We start from the raw sequence: 17,232 nt of genomic DNA, 5'->3' as shown, positions 1-17,232 counted from the left end.
TTCACGATTGGTAAAACATTCAAAGGCAAATTTACCATAAACGGATTGAGGAATCCAACGTGACCCTATTTTAAACTCAATATCTGCCAGATGAATCCTTGGAGGGCGAACAGATTCTAACAAATCTAAAGCATGGTTCCAATCATATTCTTGCTTGTTTTCCTCTACTAATAGTTGAACTACTTCTATCTTGTTGAGAATGTCTCCTGATAAAAACTGGTTCTTAGAAAGATACTTTCTTTCTCCTTTTAAATAGCTTTCTGGATCCATTAAAATCTGGTCTCCTAACTCATCTAAAATAGCAGCTTGGCTATGTTCGGGATAAATTGATACCATATAGTCTAAATCAACCCCTCTACCATCCGATAAACTGGAGTTTAAGGCATCTAGAGCCGTTGAAACTCTTGTAATCACTCTCTCTGGCCTAACCAATGCTTTCTCAAAAGCTAAAGATTTTTTATATTTTACTTTCTGATCTTTAGAATCGATGTATTCATCTTCTAAACTTGCTAGTAAAGAATACTTATCGTCACTATCAAATAAGTTCCGATTGACTGAGGCATTCAAGTATCCAAATTGACTTACAAAGCGGTCATAGTCATGATTGAGTTTACTAAGTAATACCTGAAAATCTGTCCGACTATAATCTTGATGACGTTGAATTTCAATTAAGGCTTGATAGGTCTCTCTCAAATCAACCATGCCCTTAATGCGACTAATATCCTTATCCGATAAGGGACTTTCATAAAAGACAGTTTTTTTGAACAAGCCCTTATATTTCCCTCTTTTACTCGCTTCTTCTGACTTGTAAACATCTAGTGCTTCCTCATCTGTCAAATGAAGTTGCACGAATCGATCTATTTTATGTTCAGACAAAGAACTGTCCCAAGCTTTAAACTCTCCCTTCTCGTCTACATAATAACTAATTTCGTCTACTTTTGAGCTTTTTCGAATACCATGCGTATCTCGGTAATAAATTTGATTTCCCTCATATCCAAAAGAATACAGCGCTAAGTCCTCACGTATACGACTTGGGACAGAATTATCTACTTCTTCTTGGATAAAAACAGGTGCTTTCAAAGAATTGTCAATTTGTTTAGGTGCTTCCACATTCTCTAATGCTTCCATTATGTCAGTAGCTAATGTTTCTGATCCCCCCTTAACATTGAGGGTTCCTCCATTAAAATTACGTACCTCATATTCACCCAAAACTTGTGTGTTGTATTTCCCATCAAAATAAGGATTAATCCAGACACGCTTATCCTCCTCAAAAGAAATAGAGCCATTAAAGACAAGTTCCTCCTCATTAAGATTCTTTGCTTGATCCTTTTGAAAGAAGAGGAGATCTGTAGTCACTCGAGTACCTGCAATCTTTTTAAAAGCCGTATCCGGCAACCGAACTCCCCCTAAAAAATGAGTGTTGGTTTTAATCTCTTGTAAGACATTATCTGTCCGCTTATCCATTGTCCCGATAGATGAGATAATCGACACTTGGCCTCCATCTCTTACTAAATCAAGTGAGTGTTTGACAAAGTAATCATGAATCATATAAGGTTTATCATAGTTTTTATCGGCAATCCGAAAATTTCCAAACGGAACATTCGTTAAGACTAAATCAAAACTATTATTTTGATAGGGAACTTCTTCAAATCCTCGCACTTCAATATGGGTATTGGGGTGGAGTTGTTTTGCGATTGCGCCTGTCACACTGTCTAATTCAACCCCATAGAGTTCTGATTTATCTCGTATACTTCTAGGCATCGCCGCAAAGAAGTTCCCAGTCCCCATAGAAGGATCTAATATCCTTCCTCCCTCAAAACCATCATCCAGTAATTTTTGCCAAATCTGGCGAATGATCATTGGGTCTGTATAATAGGCTGTAAGAGAACTTTGTTTCATAGTGGAGTATTCTGATTTACTTACTAAGCTCTTAAGAGTTAAACGTTCTGTTTCATACTTTGGATTGAGTTCATCGAAAAATTCATTGGCAAGACCACCCCAGCCGACATACTTGGCGAGTAGCTCTTGTTCTTCTGGATTCGCTTGTCGTCTCTCTTTTTCTAATCTTTTAACAAGTTCAATAGAGGCGATATTCGTTTCAATCTTTTCTCGATTTGTCTTAGGATAAAAGTCCTCTAAATCATCTGGAAAAACAAAATCTTGAACAGGGACATCCGTCTCTTCTATGCCTACAATAAGCGTTTCTGTTTCCTTATCCTTTTCCTTTTCATTTTCTTCTTCCAGGTAGGAAAACAAATCTATTTCCTGATTTTCACTTGATGAATCCATCTCAATCTCTGAATCTTCTTTTTCAAGTTCTACATGAGACAATACTTGTTCAATCTCTTCCAAACTGTTCAAGTATAAGATAGGATTCTCTTCAAATAACAGGTTGGAATCATTGAATAGCTCTAGGCGAACTAAGTCATTTAACTGTGCATTTTCAATCGAAACCAACTGAAATACTTGTCCTTTATAACTTACCTGTGAACCGATTGGATATTCCTTCAAAGCTTCTTCTACAATTTTATCTACTTTAGATAGGGAATGAACTTCCACATTTTCTTCTACCTGGTCAATATTATCTAAAGGTAAGACCGCTTCCGTTACTTGCTTAGACTTTTCTCTTATAGCCTTTACTTCATCAAAATGAGTAATAATCTTTAGCTTTTGTGTCAGTGGGAGTTGTGTGTAGTTTTCTTCATGATGGACAAGATCCGTAACACTATCTAAAGTAGCCATCAATTCTGAACCCAAATAGGCTAGAACATCTCCCTCTTTTTCTTCAAAATGAATCTCAAGAACCTCTTTTTTTAGTTCTTTAGAATCAACCATTAGAAGAAATTCCTCTATATCTCTACTAATACGGTCAGATAGATTATTCGCAACTCGATAAACATTGACTAAATTGACATCCTGATTCTGATGAAATACAAGCTCACTTAGTTGTTCTAGCTTTTCTTTTTCAGATTGGATGTAAAATCGAGTGGAAAGATTATAGATTGCGACTTCTAGCACCAATTTTTTCTCAAAATTACTTAATTGAGATAATTTACCTAGACCTGCTTGTCCAAAATTTCTTGTGTAACTTTCTAAATCTTGGTCATTATTTTCAGAACTAGCCTCTAGAAAAGAAACAATATCTTGATGAAAAGAATAGACATGAGGTATCACTTCTATCTTGCCCTCTTCAGTCAAAAAACTCTCTACCAAGTCCTGCCATTTCTCATCAAAATGTTGCGCTTGGTAACGAAGAAATAGGTCCATTTTCTCTCTATCTTTTGGAATTGTTCCACGAAACATAGCCAATAATTCCATTACTTCCATACTCGCTCCTTTCATCTATACGAAAATAGGAGAATCACATGATTCCCCTACAACTCTATCTCCATTTCAACCTCTTGAGGACTGGTTTCTAAATCACTAGACAAAAGAGAAACGGCATCTGTTCTCATGTAGTAAGTATATAAGTCTTCAAGATCTTGTTGGTTTTCAATCCCTGTTTCAATACTAATCAGAGCCTGTATAAATTCCTTGTAGTGACTCTCCATCATATCTGAAATCTTTTGTTTCATTTCCATAAATACTGATGACGGTTCGGTTAGACTTGTTTTGTCTATGTCTTGTAAATCCTTTTCTAAGGGATTGGTTCCTTCTTCTACTTCCACTAAATCTGAACGACCATCACCATCAGAATCTGCGCTAAGAGGATTGGTGCCTAGCGCCAATTCTTGAGCATCAGTCAGTCCATCTTGATCCGAATCACGTTGATAAATGGCTTCCATATACTTCCTTCTTTCCTAGTTAATCTTTTTTCACTCCAATCCTACCAAATATTCCTTGAAAGAAGTATCACAACAAAAAAGAGAACGAGCCAAAACTGCGTTCTCCTGGAAATGATAAAAATATATTTTATGCCACAAAAGATATGTAAACTAATCTTTTAAATAATAAAAAAGTTCCGACGTTTGTAAATGTTTTGAGTAAATTGAAATTACTTTTTGACCTTTTGGAAATACTGTCTTTCTCTTCAAATCTAATAAAGATTGAGGAACAATTTTCCTAGATGTCTCTTTCAATGTTAATGCTAGTATCTGTTTTCTTGTACGTAAAGCATAATCAAACTCCAAATACAAATAACGTCCTGAACCAGTTAGATGAACATGCTTTCCCAATAACTCCTCAATTGATCCTAAAACTTGTAACTTTTGCATTGTGCTTCCATCTTTTTTTATTTTCAACTCATCAATTATGACATGCCTATTTAAACAATCGTCAAAGAAACTGCCTGCACCTTTTCGGTAATCAACACCACATAGGTGCATGAAATTAGTAGGTGAAAAATGAAGTTCAACACTTTCTATTTCTGTTTCATAATACATGATTTTGCCAACGAAGTGTTCTTTAAAAAAAGAAGCCGCAATTTGTAACTGAGTAAAAAAACGCTGAAGTTTTATTTTTTCGGTGTAATTTGGATTACGATAATCTCTAGAATTTGCCATATTTTCCTCACAAAAAAGGTGGTTTACAGAGTCTGTAAGCCACCTAGTCAGTCGGTTTATTCTGGTGTCTGCCACCGCTTGGCCCTTACGTCCAAGATTGCTATCGGATTTCATTCTGGTGTCCGCCACCGCTTGGCCCTTATGTCCAAGATTACTATCAGATTGACCATGAGCCGACTACTCATCTACACTATTTATTCTACCTGAAAATGGTTAAAATTTCAAGTGTAAACTCTTCTATTTCGTAGTATAAGCAAAACTGATGGCACTATCTGCTTGAGAGATTTTTCTAAAGGTATAGTTAGGGTTGCCACCATAGTTAGTTTCAGACACAAGGAAAGAACCGTCATCATATACTTTCTATAGCGATAGGTAAAACTTTGATACTATCTCCATCTTTTCCCCCGCTTCACACCGTGCGTGCGACTTTCACCGCACACGGCGTTCCATCAATAGTGTATTATCACGATTTTGCTTTATCGTGCTGTATTAATATGATTAACATAATTGTTCTAAGTTCAAATTTTCTTTCAATAATGGTGGATTTCCTACAAGTTCACGCAACTGATTTAATTTGGTCAGTCCTGTATTACTCAAATTCAAAAGCTGAAAGAGATTTTTGATAACCTTCTCATTTGTTGCGTGAATCAGGCGATGAATATCTCGTTTAACAATGATAAGGTTCCTATAAGAGTCATCCTTTGTTTCTAACCATGGTCTCTTATGGTGACAATGAATATCATCCATATCCAATTCCTGACCGGTTACAGCACATTTCCCTTTTTGAGCTACAAATAAAGAAATTCGATTATCATTGTATTCAACTGTTGCACGCTTATTTATAATTGAGTGTTCTCTCAGCCATTTTAATTTCCATGTTTCAACAGATTCCTGTTGTTTATGAATCAATTTTCTCCCCTCGGGAGTATACCTATTCAGATTCTTATTTCTTCCTTTTAGTGTTCTCGTCTTGACATAGCTAATTGGAAGAATTGGATAACCCATTAAGTACCGAATATTTTGAGATTGGAGGTAGGGGAGAAGTCCTTTATCTTTTCCCTTGTATTCTCCTATTTTTGTCAGACCTTTCGCCTGCAATCGATTTTTAAAAGAGAGATAAAGCTGATAATGAATTTCTTCTAAATCTTTACTCACATGTGTTGCCATACTATAATAGTTATGAATACCGATAACCATACTATTATACTTCTGTATTTCACGAATAATTGTTTCTTTAGCACCTTTAATTTGTATCAATTTCATCTGTTGTTTCAGTTGATGTTTAATACGTTTCTTGGCTTTTGATGCAATATGAGAGAAACAAACCAAACGATTATTCTTAGAAACTAGCTTTAAAGTAATCCCAAGGAATTCACTGCTTTTCTTTCTCAGATTGGTAATTTGAGATTTTTCCTCTGAAATAGGGAGGTTAAGTCGTTCTTTTAACCACAATTTTACAGCCTTAAACGTTCGCTCTGCCTCATTCCTATTTCGACAAAAGATTTTAAAATCATCCGCATATCGGACAATATAAACTTCTTTTAGCGTCGTTGAAGCTCGCAGCTTTCTGTAAACATGTGACTTGTGTCTTGTTCCCTTGGAATTATATTGAGGAACTAATTCCTTACAATCTCTTTCTTCCCATTGTCGTCCTATCCACCAATCAAATTCATTGAGATTGATATTGGCAAGTAGTGGAGATAAGATACCTCCTTGTGGTGTGCCCTTAGTTGGATATGTCACTTTTCCATTCGGAAGAACAATTGGTGCTTTTAACATTTTTCGAATAATCACTAGAAGTTGTTTGTCCCTGATACCTAATGTCCAGATTTGACGCATTAACTTAGTATGATTCACTTCATCAAAAAAGCCTTTAATATCAACGTCGACGACATAAGTCATATGACTTTTATTCATACGATACATACAGTCCATAATAGCGTTATCAGCCGACCTTAAGGGTCTAAATCCATAACTGTGTTTGTAAAATTTCGCTTCACAGATTGGCTCCAACACTTGTAAAATACACTGTTGGGCTACTCTGTCCCACATCGAGGGAATGCCAAGTGGTCGTTTCTTCCCATTTGGCTTAGGAATCTCTACTCTTCTGACTTTTCTGGGTCTATAATATTGAAATCTTCTTTGAACTTTAGAGATAAAGTCTTCTTGGGTCAGATTTTCTAAATCTTTAATGGTTACACCATCTACTCCTTCAGTTTGACTACCACCATTCCGCTTTATGGTACGATAAGCGAGCAGTATATTCTCGGGAGATATTATAATGTTCATTAAGTTCTTAAAACTGAATCCATTTTGACTTTTGGAATATAAATCATCAAATATCTCGGTCATGCCATAGTATTCCGCATACCTTAATTTTTGATGTTTTAATAGTTTGTCATCATTTTTTGGTTTCGTCATGGTCTATCACTCCTCTCTTTGGATTCGTGACCTTTTATGTCTTACAAGAATCCATGAAATGATAAAGTTCATAACAATACACTATTAACTAGTGGCTGTTCCTCCAGTATCATTACAACACTTTCAAAGGTCGTGCCACCACTCTCACTAGAGATTAAGGAAAGTTATGATTTTCTTTCCAATGTTTCTCTGGTTGTGCAACCTCCACATCTCTAGCTTTCGACGTTCCCTTATCTTTATCAATACTAAACTTAGGTGCCTAGCTATACCCCTTCAACTTTGATATGCCTGTAACATAACAAGGAATTTCATATCGTCGATTCTTACTCTTCCTCAAGTTGAAACAACTTACGTTGTTATACGCATTTCTACGTACTCGCCTTCGGAGCGTACATTCGCTGGTTCGTCAGTGCTCATGCACATTCTCACCCTATTTAGTTTTTAATGACTCCCGACCTATCAGATACATATTCCACCTCTGGAACACTTTCGATTCTTAAGTCCTTAAGAATGACGGTATCTTTCAGCCGACTTCACCGAGCTTCAAACCTTTACCTTTGCACAAGATAAACGCATGTCGGAGTATTAGAGAAATCGTTTCAGGGCGTTACCCCTTCATTCCAATTTTCAAGATAAGAGTTCTCCATTCTATTCAAATTTAACCTGATTATCAGGTTGATTTTTCAAGAACGTGTCTAACCTTTTCAGTTAGAAACGTCTCGCACCGACAAAAGCCACATGACCGTAGATGGCTGGTGTACCATGTGTACCTCCCACAAAAGAAACAATGGCACCTGCTCTTGGTGTAGAGCCAGTTTCCCCACCAAGACTTGAAGCTGTCGCAACCCAGTCCTGACCATTTCCCATGGTATTAATGATTGAAATCTTCTCTCCGTTTCTACCTTTTAGCTTTAATCCTAACTGATTCATACGAGCCGCAACACCCCATGTACATTGTCCATAGGCATAGGCCATACCATCTCCACCACCAGGAACAGAATGATCATACAAGTCCCCACGAACCCCTTCAAGGGATTGTGGGTCACTTTTTGCCTGTCCTCCATTTGTTTGACTAAAGCCTTTTTCAATTTGGTAATACCATTCCGTTGCTCTAGTTTGTCTTTCCAGTAGTTTGTCACCAGAATTTCCCTCCCAATAGGTAAGGAAGAGTTGGGCGAGATTGGCTGCACTGCCCGTATTTTTAAAGAAATCCTTTAACCAACTTTGATAGTAAGGACTATCCCCATGAAGCATAAAATCAAGTTGGAGGTCTAAATCATACCACTTCTTATTTTTGCTACGTGCATAATTTAACAAAGCTGTATGACGTGTTGAACCATCTGCAGTATCCGTCCATTGACCTAACCCCAAACCTCTATGAAGGATATTAGGATAAGCACCACTATAAATGGCTGGCCCTCCTATCGCTAACCAGTTTTCATCATCCCATGAGGAATCGGTAGCGCCAACTGGAGGAGATAAATAATCTCCTTCAGCTCGTTTAGGATTGATAGAAGACTCTACCGACCAATTTCCCAAAATTGCCGCAATGGCTTGGGGACTTGCCCCTTGAGATTTCAAAAACTCATAAATATGTTTCGCTCGTTCAAACTCATCCCCACCAAACTGACCAATGGCAGGTAAGATAGTGGTCTGAAGTTGAATGACTTTGGGAAAATAAAATTGCGGATTGACGTACACCAATTTTTCTTTCTTGTTCTTATACTTTTGATAGGAAACTTTCAAGCCTGTATCGTCTGGTGTTTCACCAATAACATCACCCGTTAGGACTCTTGTCCCCTCAATCGCACGGCCATTATGAATAGAATACAAGGTCAATCGACTCTCATTCTCTCCTTTTCCGTTAGTGAGAATAACATTGTCACCATCTAGAGATACAACTCCATCCATTGGTGCGACAATCGTTTGGTGAGCCTTAGCTTCTAGTAGAATGTACTCCTGAAGAGTAGGTTTTCCGTCTAAATCATAGTATCCATAACGATAAGTCATGGTTAGACTATCTTCATTGCTTTTCCCCTCAAATGGATTGTCCAATTCCTGCATGGAAGCATACACACCCTCTTCTTTTAGTTCCTTCATTTCCTCTTGATCGTCTTTCGAGAGTTTATACTTAGGAGTTTCATAAAGGTCTTGCATGGATCTCAAATCTTCCCCATCGTTTAAATCATGCCACAAAGTAGACAGATAATCCTTGTAAGTTTCTGAACTAAATAAGTGAACTGGTTTGTTTAACTCGTAGTCATGGAATTTAAAGTTCATATAGCCCATCACATCATCAATTTTTGTGTAATAGGTAATGCCTTTGTCATTTGTACGAGTATGTTCTGCGTCTTCCCAAGTTAGGTGGGTATAAGCTTTTGTTAATTCAAATTCATCTTGTTGAATCAAACTAGCAGATGAAAATCCTAAAAAGAAGCTCATCATAAGTAAGAGAAGAAAAACTAATCCTCCTACTATCCATGTTATAGGATTTCCAGCCGCAAATGTAAAGAAGGAAAAGGCTGCTTTTAGTTTTTGATAGATATTTCGGACACTTGTAAGACCTTGTTTCTTTAATTTTCGAAACCGATTTTTAAAGGAACTTGGATTCTCTTTCGCTAGTTTCCATCCTTTTCCATCCTTAAAATGATGGTATCGCTCTTTTGTGTTGGTCAGTCTTTTCTTGGTAAAACGACCTGTTGCTTGTCCTGTTTTGACACTAGCTTTCCCAATGTTATAAGAAAGCCGACTGTAGCGTTTCCCTTTTCTAATGGTCTCTTGTAGAGTGCGATAACCTTCTAAATCTTCATTTTCTGAAGCTAACTCTCCACCTTCACGTCCAAGGACATAAAGAAAAGTTTTGGCTTTCCTACTGACTTTTTTGGACTTATAGGCTTGTTTAGTAGATTTTAGATTCTCTTTTGCGGCCTTGACTTCTTTCTTAGCTTTTAATTCTTCTAAACTCTTCCCTTTAAAGAAAAAATTAGATTTATGTTTCGATTCCTGACCGTAGAGAAATTTTTGATTGGTTTTTCTTTCTTTACGACTCTCTTTTCTTTCTTCTTTTGACTGTGCCTTTGCTTCTCTAAATTGCTTCTTGGCTATTTTCATTCGTTTCCTAGCATGAGGCAACCGTCTGTCTCTTAATTCTTTCCGATTCAAAAAAGATGGAGGACTATTTTGAAGAATATGATTGTAGTCTTCATTTGCTTGTTTTACTCTAGCCTTTGAAGCTTCTCTCATCTCCTCTAGCTTTTGCTTTATCTCTTTTTTCCATGCTTTATCATCCAGTACAGCGGAATCTTTTTTCTGTTTCCTCACCTCCTTCTTTCCTTTTTTCAAGAATTTTTTCTCATCTTTTAGGCTTCTTCTAAATGCCTTTCGGGCACGTATAATTTCTCTTTTATCCTTCATTTACCTTCCCCTTAATTAGAAGCCATTTTATCAGGATCCGTACTCATGATATCAAACAATTGAGTACCTTGAGGAATCTTATTTTTAAAGGGTACGACAACTGAACCAGCTTTTATCAGTCCTGCCCCTTTTTCTGGATTGACAAGGTATTTTTCGAGTTCTTTTGACAAGCCTAAGAGTTGAACCAGTTCTTCTCGGTCATTTTTTGCTTGCTTGAGGAGAATCATAAATTCACTATTTGCAATAATCCGTCTACCATTGGGATCTAACAATAAGGTTTCGACATTTTGGGTTATCCCAGTCGGACTAGCTCCATATTTTCTGACACGACTCCACAATTTAAAGAAGAAATCACTGGCATATTTATCTAGTAAGAGAAGCTGCATTTCATCAAAATAAATCCAGGTCTTCTTCCCTAATTTTTGGTTCCGAACAACACGATTCCATATCTGATCAAAAACAACCATAAGAGCGATTTGTTTCAGCTCATCTCCTAACTTTTTAACATTATAGATTAAGAAATTAGATCCTGTCTGAATATTGGTCTTATGAGAAAAAATATCAAGAGAACCTTCGACATACAGTTCCATATCAAGTGCCAAATTCTGCGCTTCTTCTTCTGGTTGTTGACTCAAGACAAAGACCCATTCTTCCAAAGAAGGCTCTTTAAATGACTGATAGGTGAGTCTCGTAACTCGGTCGATAATCGATTTTTCTCTTCCATCCATTTTTCTATCCAATAACTTGCCGATAAAGGATAAAAGAAATTCTGATTTTACCTTTACAGGATCTTCATCCATATTTTCTTCAGACAAGTCAAGGACATTGAGATAGGTTTGGGAATCAGGCGCAATATCAATCATTTCTCCACCAAAAGCCCGTCCAATAACACTGTACTCTGCTTCTGGATCCACGATGATAATTTCTGTATTCTCACCAGATTCTTTGATTTTTGTCGTGATAATCTCATGCTTGGTTGCCATGCCTTTACCAGCTCCAGATGTCCCTAAAATCAGACCAGACGGTGTATTTAATAAGCTGCGGTCAATGGTAATAATATTGCTTGAGATTTGATTGATACCGTAATATTTCCCACTACGGTCTTGTAAATCTACTGAAGTCCAAGGAGAGTTCACTGCTATATTGGACGTTAATAAACTCCGTGATACGCCCTCTAAAAAATCACAACCAAATGGCAGCAAACTATTAAAGGCTGCTTCTTGCATATATGGAAGTTTATCAATCATTAGGTCATTTGAGCCGGCCACTTGTTGTATAGTGTCTAGAGCTTGTTTGAGTTCTTCTTCATCCTGACCAAAGACCCCAATCAAGAAGACTGTTTGAAATAGTTTATCTCCTGTTTCGGTCATGGTTTTTAAGAGTTCTTCAGCTTCATCAATATTACTTTCTAATACATGACCTACTTTTTCCAAATAGATACCTGTACGAGCTAGTTTTTGTTGTTCCCCAATCTTTTGGGATTCCATCAAGGTCTTCTTTGTTCGTAGTTTCTTCATGGCATCTGCCTTGGTCGAACTTTGGGCATGGAGGCTCACAATCAATTCCAAATCTCCTTGCATGAGGTCTCGGATAAACTGATCACCTAATTCCATGCCGTAGTCTCTCACATAGACAATCTGTAATAAGCGGTCATTGATTTGTAGGTAATTCTTGTTTTTAAAATCTAAGAGATTAGGTGCTATGAAGTGACGAGTTGTCTGACCAGATCTCGTTAAATCACGGTAAGAAAAAGGGAGATGGTGTTCTCCTCTAAGCATATCCGCCAACAAGTTGACACGGTCTTCTCCAACCAAGGATTCAAAGCGAGCATCAATTTCTGAGAAACCACTCTTGAAATATTCTCCAATTTGAGACAAGGAACGATAGGCTTGTTTGGGATTAGAATCCTTTCTACCAAAGCTAATCAGTTTCACAGCAGAAAAATTATTTTCACCACTGTCTAAATTCTGATTCATCATCCGATTCAGTTCTTTACGATAGGTATCATACCCATCTTCTTTTTCCTCATACAGAACACTCTGTCTAAACTTTTCTAAATTCAATCTTTTATTAAAGATGGTCAATTGGAAGTTGGTTTGGTCATCTAAAGAGTTAATCAAATCAGAATACTTCTCAATGATTGCGCCCTTATCTTCTAAACCAACAGTTTGGTAATTGACATCACCAAGTAAATAGCTTTGTGAGAAATAATCTTCTTTTACCTGCATCAGACCATTTTGATACAGGGCTTGATAGGAAAGAGTATTAGCCGTTGAGGGTAACACTTCCTCTTTTTTCCCTTTAACTTTTTCCTTTTTATTAGTCATTGAAGTTTTTTGTTTCTTTAATGTATTTGATTTTCTTTTCATGTTCAGGTCCTTTCTTTCCTGTAATTGTGCGTAGGGGAACCGTTAACTCAAAATGAAGACGGTATTTCAAATAATGTTCAAAATATAAATCATTGGGTTTATAGACTCCAAAAAGCATGAGGGGAATGGTAAAAGCAAATACAAAACCGTAAACAAACCAATCTCCAAATTGCCAGAAAAAGAGATTCAAACCCAAAACAATAATTGTGACAATAAAGGCTGGTAAAACAAAGATAATTTGTCTTGTGGTGAAGCCTAACCAAGCCCTGTGTTGGTATTTTGAGATGTCTTTAAAGACACGTGTATTCATGACTTTCCTTTCTAAAAAGGCTAAGAAGCATTCACTTCCTAGCCTTTATCTAATTACATACCTAAGATTGAGCGAGCCGTACGTTGAGAACCAACGAGGGCGATAATCAGTAAGATAGCTTGTATTAAACTACCAAACATAATCGCAAGTGATTGCAGGACTCCTGCACCATTTGAAACAGCTATTTTCCCAGCAGATTCAAACAAAGGAACAAGAGAAACAATCAGAAAAATGAGAACCCCTTGTACCGCATAGACCATAATATTTTTTAAATAGCCAATACCAATAGACTTCCACTCATCACTTAAAAATGTTGGAATCGTAAGAGGGGCAAATGGAATCATAAGATAGAGTTGAATAAATCGAATAGATACCAAAAGATTGACCATGGCTGCACTTACTATTCGAACAAGCCAAATGAGGAGGGCGAAAAAGCCCACAATCATCCGGCCAATAAATCCTGACCCTTTTAATCCAGAGATGGTATCATACTTTGCCCCACCGTGAGCCACAATCGAGGCCACTTGTTCAATGGCATGACTCGCAATCCCGATGATGGCTTCTACAATGACGGTCGTGTTGGTAATTACAACTGCGACCATAATATAACTAATCAACATCGGGGCTAATGCTTCAAAGGTCATCGCTCCACCTGAGTTAGCAATTTTCTTTGCCATCTTCGAAAATTCTAAGATGAGAACAACTGATAAAATCGCAACTCCAAGGGGCTGCATGACACTTTTAGTAATACTAGACATATAAGTCCAAACTGTTGGATTGTAGCTAGATAGAGATTTAACCAGATCTACAGTAGATTGTAAATCCACATTAAATCCTTCAAATAAATTTTCAGCTGATATTTTTTCAGATGCAAGGTAAACAAAGGGTGAGACTAAACTAAGATTCATGTCATTGTTTATCCTCCTAAATTGAAATCTGGGTTACAAAGGCTCCAGCAGCCCCTACCATAACTCCACCGACAATTTCAAGAATGGCATTCCGAACACCTGGTCCACCATCTTTAATGTTGGTTGCAAGATTGACAATCCCCACAACAACGAGAAAGGCACCAACGGCAATCAATCCCTTCTGTAACAAAGACATAGCTTGTGCAAACATAGCACTTGCGTCTACTCCATAAACAAAACCTTTAAAATGCGTAATCATCTATTTCCTCTTTTCTATTTTTATTTTAAACTAGATTCAAAAGTTAAATCACGAATTCTAAGGCCTTCAAGATGATTTTCTTGTCTTTGATTCAAAGGATTGATCTGATAGTTCCACCACCGTTCATCGGTTTCTTGGTTGGCTAGGTACTTCCAGTTTGGATGCTTAGTGGAATTGTATTTTTTGCTTTTAAAGACAGGCATATTGGCAATTCGAACCAAGCATTCATGCCGTTTCATATTTCCGACTTCATCGGGTGTCATTAAATCACGAGCAATCTTTTGATGAGAAAGGGATCCTGAACCTGTCTGGCCAAAGGAACGACTAGTATTTCGAACATCAATGGTTTGTTTACCGAGTAAGCCGCTCATAAATTTAAAGGTATCTTCATCATTCCCACCTAAGTAGACTAAGCTATCACAGTTCCCAAGAATGGTTTTCCAAGCTTCTTTTTCTTTATAGAGCCCTTGAAGTTGGGCAATATTTTGAAGAATGGGAACGAGACTCATATTCCGAGAACGAACTGTTGAGGTTTGTTCAGCAAAATCTGGGATTTCTCCGATATTTGCGAATTCATCTAAGTAGACTCTCACATGAAGAGGTAATTGCCCCTTAAAATCAATATCTGCTTGTCTTGTTAGAGTTTGAAATACGGTTGAAAAAAAGAGGGCTGAAAGAAAGCGAAAGGTACTATCGTTATCTGGGATAACTAAGTAAACCATTGATTTTTCCTGGCCCCATGTCTTCATATCAAGGGTATCTCTTTTGGTCAAATCCATGACACTTTGAATATTGAAGAGGGCAAATTTAGCAGTGGTTACAGCTATAACAGAATCCAGAGTCTTATCCTTATAATTTTGAAAATCTGCCCAATTTCGCATAGTAAAATTTTCAGTTCCATACTTTTTAGCATAATTTTCAAATAGAATTTCTAAGACACTTTTTTCTTGGTTTTCACCCTTGGATAAGTGTTTAATGAGTTTTGAGATTTCAGCAAAACTTGGATAACGCCCTCGTTTTTTTCGCTCTTCCACTTCTTTTTTTTGACGTTTCAACAAGTTTTGGTATTCTTTTTGACTTAAACGACTTTCTTCTATGAGCTGTTCTCTTGTTTTGGGTGGATTATAGAAATCGACCAAGTAGGAGGCTAAAGCTCGTACCAAAGTCATAGAAGCTTCATCCCAAAATGGATCACTATGGGAGCCAGAGCCTTTGGTGTTATTGAAATAAACCGTCAGCATGCGATTCAAATCATTTTCTGTCTCTATATAGCGAAAAGGATTGAAGCCATCTGAGTTCTTCATATTGACTAAATCTAACACCTTTACTTGATAGCCATGTTCTAAAAAGAGTTTGCCTGTTTTTTCAGCTAAGTGATCTTTAGGATCCACTACAATATTAGAACTATTCATCTGAATCAGATTGGGTTTCACAAAGCGAAATGTCTTCCCACTTCCTGAACCTCCGATCACCGCAATATTCTTATTTCTATCATATTGGTGTGGTTTTTTATCTAATAATGTCAAACGAACATCTTGTGCTAAGATCGTATCATGAGAAAATTCCTTACCGTAAAAGAGCTTCCTTTCTTTTAGAGTTCCAAAACGGGCGCTCCCGTATTCTACCCCTTCTCGGTATTGTTTTTTACCAGTCGCTAGATAGAGATAAACCAGCAACATCATCACAAAACCTAGTAGAAAAAAAGCACTTGATTTTCCAGTAAAAGAAACATTCCATGGCGACTGAAGAACTTCATCTTGACCTTCCATCAGAAGATGAGTCCATTTATCTAGTGTATTTCCAGTATAGGAATCATACAAAAGCGTCAAACGATGAAAAAGATAGCCTAGTAAGATACCTAACAGTGAGAATAGTAGGAATTTCTTTCCACTGTACATCATCTCACCATCTCTTTCTGTTTGACGGCTCCTTCTTGTCTAAAGGTAATTTGGGATTTAGCTTCATCAATAGCATCGTCTAATGACTTATCCATGGTAAAATCAGCTAATTTCTCCGGATCATTAACCATTTTTTCTAACAGATGGTCTAAATGATTGTCTAGAATCGAACGGTCTTTCGTGTAGAAATGCAGAGAATCCCCTTGCCAAGCGATGGCTAAAGGAATCTCTTCTTTTTCTAAAAAATCTTTAAATTTCTCTATATCAATTGGTTTGTCTAAAAAATCTTTTTTCAGATTAATCGTATCAATCGAATAAGGAGATTGTAGCAATTCTTCTAATTTCTGCAGCCCTATCTTATAGGCAGAATCCTGTGCTAAAGCCTGACGTCTAGACCATTCTAGAATCTTTAAAAGACTTTTTACAGTAAATAAAAGACTACGCTCAGCATATTGAACTGCCATTCGTTCCTGTTGTTCAGAGGACATCTGATGCCTCCTTCTTAACAAATAGCAGCTTTCCTTCTTTATAACGATAAGCTATCAATTTCTGACGTTGCTTAATCGACTTGATAACCTGCAGTAGATCTCTCGAATAAGGTTCTCGAAGAGTAACTTCTACTGCCTTCCCATCAAAGATACCAACACGTTTAAATTCAATGTAGTCTTTTTTGAGATGTCCTAAGCCCATACCAAAGGGAAAGTGATGAATCAATTGGATGGTACAACCACCTTTATTTCCCATTTGTTTCAAATCATACAAGTTTACTACCTTCATGATTAACTCCTTTATCTAGTTTGTCGCATCGTTTAAGTCTGGTAACGATAAACTCCGTGTCTGTTAGAAAATTCTCACACACGTCTTGTGCCAGTTGCCCTTCACAGGGAAATACTCTCAGTCCCTACTTACACAGGCACGCTAATCAAGACGGAGTGGATTCAATTTTCAAAGAACAGGTAGCTTTATTATAGATAAGAGTAGTTGAAATTTTTATCACATTTTTGAGGTTGTTGGGATGCAGTTTACTATTTATAGTAAATATGATTGAAAAAATTTTGAACAATTTTTCAAACCACAATTAAACTAATGTTTTTCAGTACAAAAATCTTGATATAGATATACTAAGTTTGTTTTTTTCACGTTTTGTCATT

Annotated in this window: 12 protein-coding genes and 2 pseudogenes; 1 reads left to right on the top strand and 13 read right to left on the bottom strand. The window is 37.0% G+C overall.

Features of this window, described 5'->3' with window-relative positions; genetic code table 11:
- The 3 genes and pseudogenes from F9B91_RS09155 to F9B91_RS09145 all read right to left on the bottom strand — a co-directional run.
- Positions 1-3,327, bottom strand: a pseudogene (locus F9B91_RS09155) (helicase SNF2); the annotation flags it as partial.
- A 47-nt stretch (positions 3,328-3,374) separates the two neighbouring features.
- A complete protein-coding gene (locus F9B91_RS09150; protein ID WP_150923097.1) occupies positions 3,375-3,785 on the bottom strand; it encodes a thrombospondin type 3 repeat-containing protein in 411 nt (136 codons plus the stop codon).
- Positions 3,786-3,935: 150 nt separating this feature from the next.
- Positions 3,936-4,502, bottom strand: a complete 567-nt coding sequence (locus tag F9B91_RS09145; RefSeq protein ID WP_150923095.1) for a PBECR4 domain-containing protein — start codon at positions 4,500-4,502, stop codon at positions 3,936-3,938.
- Positions 4,503-4,520: 18 nt separating this feature from the next.
- Here F9B91_RS09145 and F9B91_RS11325 point away from each other — a divergent pair, with 18 nt between their 5' ends.
- Positions 4,521-4,709, top strand: a complete 189-nt coding sequence (locus F9B91_RS11325) for a hypothetical protein (RefSeq protein ID WP_191962436.1) — start codon at positions 4,521-4,523, stop codon at positions 4,707-4,709.
- Between the two features lie 30 nt (positions 4,710-4,739).
- Here F9B91_RS11325 and F9B91_RS12175 read toward each other — a convergent pair.
- The 10 genes and pseudogenes from F9B91_RS12175 to F9B91_RS09080 form a co-directional block, all read right to left on the bottom strand.
- Positions 4,740-4,862, bottom strand: a pseudogene (locus F9B91_RS12175) (CHAP domain-containing protein); the annotation flags it as partial.
- 138 nt (positions 4,863-5,000) lie between these two features.
- Positions 5,001-6,923 carry a group II intron reverse transcriptase/maturase gene (ltrA, locus tag F9B91_RS09125; protein WP_150923093.1) on the bottom strand — a complete coding sequence of 641 codons (1,923 nt, stop codon included), beginning with the start codon at positions 6,921-6,923 and terminating at the stop codon, positions 5,001-5,003.
- A 708-nt stretch (positions 6,924-7,631) separates the two neighbouring features.
- Positions 7,632-10,337, bottom strand: a complete 2,706-nt coding sequence (locus tag F9B91_RS09115) for a phage tail tip lysozyme (protein WP_150923092.1) — start codon at positions 10,335-10,337, stop codon at positions 7,632-7,634.
- Positions 10,338-10,348: 11 nt separating this feature from the next.
- Entirely contained in the window at positions 10,349-12,706 is a 2,358-nt protein-coding gene (locus F9B91_RS09110) for a VirB4-like conjugal transfer ATPase, CD1110 family (protein ID WP_191962435.1), read from the bottom strand.
- A complete protein-coding gene (locus F9B91_RS09105; RefSeq protein WP_001097589.1) occupies positions 12,657-13,016 on the bottom strand; it encodes a PrgI family protein in 360 nt (119 codons plus the stop codon). The genes F9B91_RS09110 and F9B91_RS09105 overlap by 50 nt, the downstream gene beginning before the upstream one ends.
- A 53-nt stretch (positions 13,017-13,069) precedes the next feature.
- The gene (locus F9B91_RS09100) at positions 13,070-13,924 is read right to left on the bottom strand and encodes a conjugal transfer protein TrbL (RefSeq protein ID WP_150923088.1); all 855 of its coding nucleotides are present in this window, start codon (positions 13,922-13,924) and stop codon (positions 13,070-13,072) included.
- A gap of 16 nt (positions 13,925-13,940) precedes the next feature.
- On the bottom strand, positions 13,941-14,183 hold the full coding sequence (locus F9B91_RS09095) for a hypothetical protein (protein ID WP_000627865.1): 243 nt from the start codon (positions 14,181-14,183) through the stop codon (positions 13,941-13,943).
- A gap of 20 nt (positions 14,184-14,203) precedes the next feature.
- The gene (locus F9B91_RS09090; protein WP_150923099.1) at positions 14,204-16,081 is read right to left on the bottom strand and encodes a VirD4-like conjugal transfer protein, CD1115 family; all 1,878 of its coding nucleotides are present in this window, start codon (positions 16,079-16,081) and stop codon (positions 14,204-14,206) included.
- Positions 16,081-16,569: a hypothetical protein gene (locus F9B91_RS09085; RefSeq protein ID WP_150923086.1), complete on the bottom strand. Its 489-nt coding sequence runs from the start codon at positions 16,567-16,569 to the stop codon at positions 16,081-16,083. Before F9B91_RS09085 ends, F9B91_RS09090 begins: the two co-directional genes overlap by 1 nt.
- The gene (locus F9B91_RS09080; RefSeq protein ID WP_115256199.1) at positions 16,559-16,858 is read right to left on the bottom strand and encodes a hypothetical protein; all 300 of its coding nucleotides are present in this window, start codon (positions 16,856-16,858) and stop codon (positions 16,559-16,561) included. The genes F9B91_RS09085 and F9B91_RS09080 overlap by 11 nt, the downstream gene beginning before the upstream one ends.
- Positions 16,859-17,232: the final 374 nt, after the last annotated feature.

The sequence above is a fragment of the Streptococcus mitis genome, from assembly GCF_008763935.1.
Classification (GTDB): Bacteria; Bacillota; Bacilli; order Lactobacillales; family Streptococcaceae; genus Streptococcus; species Streptococcus mitis_DB.
This window is presented reverse-complemented; position numbering and strand designations above follow the sequence as displayed.

Excerpts from the sequence above, each read along its gene's own strand:
- F9B91_RS09150 (WP_150923097.1), bottom strand. The coding sequence starts at position 3,785 with ATGGAAGCCATTTATCAACGTGATTCGGATCAAGATGGACTGACTGAT.
- F9B91_RS09145 (WP_150923095.1), bottom strand. The coding sequence starts at position 4,502 with ATGGCAAATTCTAGAGATTATCGTAATCCAAATTACACCGAAAAAATA.
- ltrA (WP_150923093.1), bottom strand. The coding sequence starts at position 6,923 with ATGACGAAACCAAAAAATGATGACAAACTATTAAAACATCAAAAATTA.
- F9B91_RS09115 (WP_150923092.1), bottom strand. The coding sequence starts at position 10,337 with ATGAAGGATAAAAGAGAAATTATACGTGCCCGAAAGGCATTTAGAAGA.
- F9B91_RS09110 (WP_191962435.1), bottom strand. The coding sequence starts at position 12,706 with ATGAAAAGAAAATCAAATACATTAAAGAAACAAAAAACTTCAATGACT.
- F9B91_RS09105 (WP_001097589.1), bottom strand. The coding sequence starts at position 13,016 with ATGAATACACGTGTCTTTAAAGACATCTCAAAATACCAACACAGGGCT.
- F9B91_RS09100 (WP_150923088.1), bottom strand. The coding sequence starts at position 13,924 with ATGAATCTTAGTTTAGTCTCACCCTTTGTTTACCTTGCATCTGAAAAA.
- F9B91_RS09095 (WP_000627865.1), bottom strand. The coding sequence starts at position 14,183 with ATGATTACGCATTTTAAAGGTTTTGTTTATGGAGTAGACGCAAGTGCT.
- F9B91_RS09090 (WP_150923099.1), bottom strand. The coding sequence starts at position 16,081 with ATGTACAGTGGAAAGAAATTCCTACTATTCTCACTGTTAGGTATCTTA.
- F9B91_RS09085 (WP_150923086.1), bottom strand. The coding sequence starts at position 16,569 with ATGTCCTCTGAACAACAGGAACGAATGGCAGTTCAATATGCTGAGCGT.
- F9B91_RS09080 (WP_115256199.1), bottom strand. The coding sequence starts at position 16,858 with ATGAAGGTAGTAAACTTGTATGATTTGAAACAAATGGGAAATAAAGGT.